This window comes from Psychromonas aquatilis (assembly GCF_038155185.1).
In the GTDB taxonomy this organism is placed as follows: domain Bacteria; phylum Pseudomonadota; class Gammaproteobacteria; order Enterobacterales; family Psychromonadaceae; genus Psychromonas; species Psychromonas aquatilis.
The window spans coordinates 1-1,064 of record NZ_JBAKAZ010000126.1 but is presented as its reverse complement, the minus strand read 5'-3'; the positions used below and the strand labels follow the sequence as shown (position 1 = coordinate 1,064).

Annotated in this window: 1 pseudogene; it reads right to left on the bottom strand. The window is 39.9% G+C overall.

Annotated elements, in window-relative coordinates:
- Positions 1-1,019, bottom strand: a pseudogene (locus V6256_RS15115) (IS3 family transposase); the annotation flags it as partial.
- Between the last annotated feature and the right edge of the window lie 45 nt (positions 1,020-1,064).

Below are 1,064 nucleotides of genomic sequence, written 5' to 3'. Positions count from 1 at the left end.
CATTCGCTTTTTAGGCTACCAAAAAATCTTTCTACAACGGCATTATCTAAACAAGCCCCGACACTGCTCATTGATGGAATGATGCTGTGCTTGGCTAACAATTGGCTAAATCGACCACTTGTATATTGTGAGCCTCGATCACTATGAAACATTAATCCTGCTTTAGGTTGTCTGATGTTGATAGCCATTTGTAAAGCCCGCTCAACTAAATCAACGGTCATTCGCCTGGATATAGACCAACCAATAATACGTCGGGAATATAAGTCCATTACGATGGCTAAATACATCCAACCTTGATTAGTCCTTAAATACGTCACATCACCTGCCCATACTGAATTAGCCTCAATGGGATTAAATTGTTGCTTCAGTACATTCTCAGCTACGCTATCACTGTGTTTTCGCTTTGTAGTAATTTTATAAGCTTGTCGTTGTTTAACCTGCAATTTTAACTTGCGCATAATACTGCGAGTACGATAACGACCCGCATTAAAGCCTGCTGCTTTTAAATTTTTAGACAACTGCCTAGAGCCTAAACTGCCTCGACTACGGGTGAATAACTGTCGCGCTGTGCGATACATATTCAGCTCTTCTTCACTAATGATTTTGGCCGGTCGTTCAAGCCAATCATAAAATGCACTGCGGCTTACTTGCAGGGCATTACAAAGTAATTTTACCGGATATTTAGAACGACTTGCTCTAATATATCGAAACTTTACTTCATTTCTTTCGCGAAGAAGGCACTGGCCTTTTTTAGTATTTCTTTCTCCATACGGAGCTGCTTAACTTCTTTACGAAGCGCTAGTAATTCAGTTCGTTCATCTGGAACAACGGTTGAATTTGCTTGCTCTTCAGCCTTCTGCTTCCAACTGTAAAGTAAACTGTTAGCGATGCCCAAAGCAGATGCGGCTTCTTGAACGCTATAACCTTGCTCGCTAATTAAGGCTAATGCTTCAGTTTTAAATTCACTGGTATATGTTTTGTATTGACGTTTTGTATTCATGTTCACCTCGATAGTGGATATTATTATCCAGAATTAAAGTGTCCGGTTCAATTAGACCAGAATA